This window comes from Protofrankia sp. CiP1_Cm_nod2 (assembly GCF_920664355.1).
Taxonomy (GTDB): Bacteria; Actinomycetota; Actinomycetes; order Frankiales; family Frankiaceae; genus Protofrankia.
In genome coordinates this window covers 10,273-14,134 of record NZ_CAKKTL010000053.1, presented here as the reverse complement: position 1 = coordinate 14,134, position 3,862 = coordinate 10,273, and the positions used below count along the sequence as shown (strand labels likewise).

Annotated in this window: 3 protein-coding genes; all 3 read right to left on the bottom strand. The window is 74.1% G+C overall.

What is annotated here, in order from left to right; translation table 11 throughout:
- Positions 1 to 262 precede the first annotated feature (262 nt).
- From pgl to zwf, 3 genes are read right to left on the bottom strand one after another with little or no spacing between them, the layout of a single operon-like run.
- Positions 263 to 1,093: a 6-phosphogluconolactonase gene (pgl, locus tag NBW84_RS08320; protein ID WP_250283303.1), complete on the bottom strand. Its 831-nt coding sequence runs from the start codon at positions 1,091 to 1,093 to the stop codon at positions 263 to 265.
- Positions 1,093 to 2,196 carry a glucose-6-phosphate dehydrogenase assembly protein OpcA gene (locus tag NBW84_RS08315; protein WP_250283301.1) on the bottom strand — a complete coding sequence of 368 codons (1,104 nt, stop codon included), beginning with the start codon at positions 2,194 to 2,196 and terminating at the stop codon, positions 1,093 to 1,095. Before NBW84_RS08315 ends, pgl begins: the two co-directional genes overlap by 1 nt.
- Entirely contained in the window at positions 2,193 to 3,725 is a 1,533-nt protein-coding gene (gene zwf, locus NBW84_RS08310; RefSeq protein WP_250283299.1) for a glucose-6-phosphate dehydrogenase, read from the bottom strand. The genes NBW84_RS08315 and zwf overlap by 4 nt, the downstream gene beginning before the upstream one ends.
- Between the last annotated feature and the right edge of the window lie 137 nt (positions 3,726 to 3,862).

Genomic DNA, 3,862 nt, shown 5'->3' with positions numbered 1-3,862 from the left:
TGCACAGGCCGCATGGCGGCACCGCACGCCCGGCCTGGTAGCGCCCGGCCGGGCGTGTGCTGTCTGGCCGGCGGGGCCTGGACGCGACGGTTTGCGATGGTCCGTGTCCGGGCCCCGCCGGCCGGCTCTGCCACCAGGCGGGACGAAGCTGTCACCAGGCGGGACGGAGTTCGTTGCGCTCTGCCAAGAGCTGTAGCTGGCGGTGGTGCTGGCGCTCTGGCAGCTCAGGCGGCGGTGCTGGCGGCGTTCCGGCCGGGGAGGCTCATCCCGCTGGGACCCGGCGCGCCCGCGGTGCCCCGGCGCTGACGGGCCTGGCCGCGGCGGCCCGGTCCACCAGCCACAGCGTGCGTTGCCGGCCGCGCGCTCCCACCGCCGGGATGTCGGCCGGGGCCGCGCCGGAGAACGCGCGGGCCACCGCGTCCGCCTTTGCCTCGCCCGCGGCAAGAAGCCAGACCTCGTGCGCCGCCTGGATCGCGGGCAGCGTGAGTGAGATCCGGGCGGGCGGCGGCTTCGGGGAGTGGTGCACCGCGACGGTGGCGGTACGGGCGTGGATCGCCGAGGAGCCGGGGAAGAGCGAGGCCACGTGCCCGTCCGGCCCGACCCCGAGCAGCAGCACGTCGAAGGATGGGACCGCCACCGTGCCCGCGGCCGCGGTGGCCCCGGTGGGCGCGTGCTCGGCGAGCAGGCGGGCGTAGGCCGACGCGGCGGCCTCCGCGGCGTCGGTGCCCGTGGCTGTGCCCGTGCCGGCATCGGCGTCCGCGCTGCCCATCGGGAAGACCCGGGCCGGATCGAGGGGGAGGGCGTCGAGCAGCGCCTGACGGGCCTGCCGGTCGTTGCGGTCGGCCGAGTCCGCGGGCACGAAACGCTCGTCACCCCACCAGACGTCCACCTGGCCCCAGTCGACCGTCTCGACGAGCGGGCTGTCGCGCACCGCCCGCAGCGTGGCCACCCCGATCCCGCCGCCGGTGAGGACCACCGAGGCGCTGCCGCGGCTGGCCTGCGCGTCCGCCAGGCTGATGATCAGACGGGCGGCGGCCGCGGCGGCCAGCAGCGCCGGATCGCGATGGACGATCACCTCGGGTGACATGCTCATCAGCCGAACGCCTTGGCGCCGTCCGTAACGCCACCACCGTCGCCACCGCTGCCACCGTCGCCGCCGCCGCCGCCGTCGCCACCGCTGCCGCCCGTGGCTTCGGCCGCGTCCGGAGCGGACCTGGCCGTGGTGCTCTCCGGCGCCATCGGGTCGCGCCAGATGTGTTCGCGGACCGCCGGCCGGGAGGCCAGGCCCGCTATCCCGCTCCAGGCCGACAGCGCGTCCGCGTAGGGCCCGTCGTTGTCGAGCCGGCGCAGCTCCTCGGCCAGCAGGTCGCCGAGGCCGCGGTCGGGCAGCGGCAGGGCGCGGCCGGGCCGGCCGGGCCGGCGCAGCAGCACGGTGTGGGCGTCCTGGCGGGTCAGCGTCAGCGTGCCGTCGTGGTCGAAGTCGACGCGTATCTCGGCCGGCCCGCCCCGGGAGACCGCCTCGGACACCGTGACCGGCACCCGCAGGCGGTCGGCGAGCCAGCCGGAGAGCAGACAGACGCCCGGGTCCGCCGGGCTGCCCGCGATGGTGACTGACCGTGGCTGCTCGGTGATCGAGTCGAAGGCGGCGGCGGTCAGCGTCCGCCAGCCGGTCAGCCGCGTCCAGGCCAGGTCGGTGTCGCCGGGCGCGAAGTCCGCCGCGCGGCGCCGCAGCGCCGCCACCGGGTCGGGGGCGGCGGCCGCGTCACTGACCCGGCGGTCGGCGAAGACGCCCAGCGGGTCGTAGGCGATCCGGTCCGGGGGCTCGCCGTCCCACCAGGTCACCACCGGCGCGTCCGGCGCGAGCAGCGGCAGCACCACCGACTCGGCGTGCAGGCCGAGCCGGCCGTACATCCGCATGACCACGGCCTCACCGGGGCCGAGCCGCCCGCCGATGGAGACCTCGGCGTCCAGCCGGGAGTTGGAGGCGTCCAGCTGGCGGCGCACGATGATGAGCAGCCGGCACGGGTGGGCCGCCGCCGCGGTCGTCGCCGCGCTCTCGGCGGCGCTGACGTGCTTCTCGTCCACCACGACCACCAGGGTCAGGGCCAGGCCGAAGGCGAGCGCGCCGGCGGAGCGCCGTTCGGCCGCCAGCGCCCTGACCACGTCGGTGCCGGTGGTGTCCCACAGGGTTGTCACGGTCGCCTCCAGCAGCGCCCGTCACGGGCGAGCATCTCGTCGGCGGCGGCCGGCCCCCACGTCCCCGACCGGTAGAGATGGGGGACGGAGCCGGCCCAGAAGTCCTCCATGGGGTCGATCACCCGCCACGACTCGATCACCTCGGAGTTGTTCGGGAACAGTGTCGCGTCCCCGAGCAGCACGTCAAGGATGAGCCGTTCGTACGCCTCGGGCAGCGACTCGGTGAACGCCTCGCCGAAGAGGAAGTCCATGGCGACGTCGCGGACCTCCATCGCCGACCCCGGGACCTTGGAGCCGAACTTCAGCGTCACGCCCTCGTCCGGCTGGACCCGCACCACCAGCTGGTTGTGGCCGAGCTCGGTGGTGTCGGTGGCGTCGAAGGGCAGGTGCGGGGCCGGCTTGAACGAGATGGCGATCTCGGTCACCCGGCGCGGCAGCCGTTTGCCGGTGCGCAGGTAGAACGGGACGCCCGCCCACCGGCGGGTCTCGATCCCCAGCCGGACGGCGGCGAAGGTCTCCGTGCGCGAGCCCGCCGGGACGCCGTCCTCCTCCAGATAGCCCCGGACCCGCTGGCCGGCGAGCCAGCCCTGCTCGTACTGGCCCCGGATCGCGTAGCCGGCAAGGTCGTCCGGCAGCGAGACGGCCCGCAGGATCTTGAGCTTCTCGTACCGGATGGCCTCGGCGTTGAAGCTCACCGGCTCCTCCATGGCGGTCAGCGCCAGCAGCTGGAGCAGGTGGTTCTGCAGCACGTCCCGGGCGGCGCCGGTGGCGTCGTAGAAACCGGCCCGCGAGCCGATGCCGACGTCCTCGGCCATGGTGATCTGGACGGAGTCGACGAAGTGGGAGTTCCAGATCGGCTCGAACAGGGTGTTGGCGAACCGCAGCGCCAGCAGGTTCTGGACGGTCTCCTTGCCCAGGTAGTGATCGATACGGAACACGTCGGGCGCGGTGAACACGTCGTCCACCAGCTCGTTGAGGGCGCTGGCGGACTCCTGGTCGTGGCCGAAGGGCTTCTCCACCACGACCCGCCGCCAGCCGCCGGACGCCTCGTTCGAGGCCATCCCGGTGCGCTGCATCTGCTTGAGGACGACCGGGAACGCCGACGGCGGGATGGACAGGTAGAACGCCGCGTTACCCGGGATGCCGTGGCTGTGCTCGAGGTCGAGCAGGGTCTTCGCGAGCGTGTCGAAGGCCTGGTCGTCGTTGAACGACCCCTGGACGAACTTCACCGACGAGGCCAGGCGCTCCCAGACGTCCTCCCGGAACGGTGTCCGGGCGCCCTTCTGCGCGGCCTCCCGGAGGATCTCGGCGAAGCCGCCGTCGTCCCAGTCGCGCCGGGCGAAGCCCAGCAGCACGAAGCCCGGCGGCAGCAGGCCCCGGTTCGCCAGGTCGTAGACGGCCGGGATGAGCTTCTTGCGGGCCAGGTCGCCGGTGACCCCGAAGACCACCAACGCGCATGGGTCGGGCAGGCGTGGCAGCCGGCGGTCCCGCGGGTCGCGCAGCGGGTTGGCGCGCACCGTTGGCGTCACCCGAACTCCCCTCCTCGTCGTTGTGGGGTTCCCTCGTCTGGCTTCATCTGGTGGTCCCGCCTGTCCGGGTCTCTGGGTCATGTCCGTGGGGCTTCTCGTGGCAGCGGCCTGTCGGGCCTGTCTGTCGGGCCTGTCTG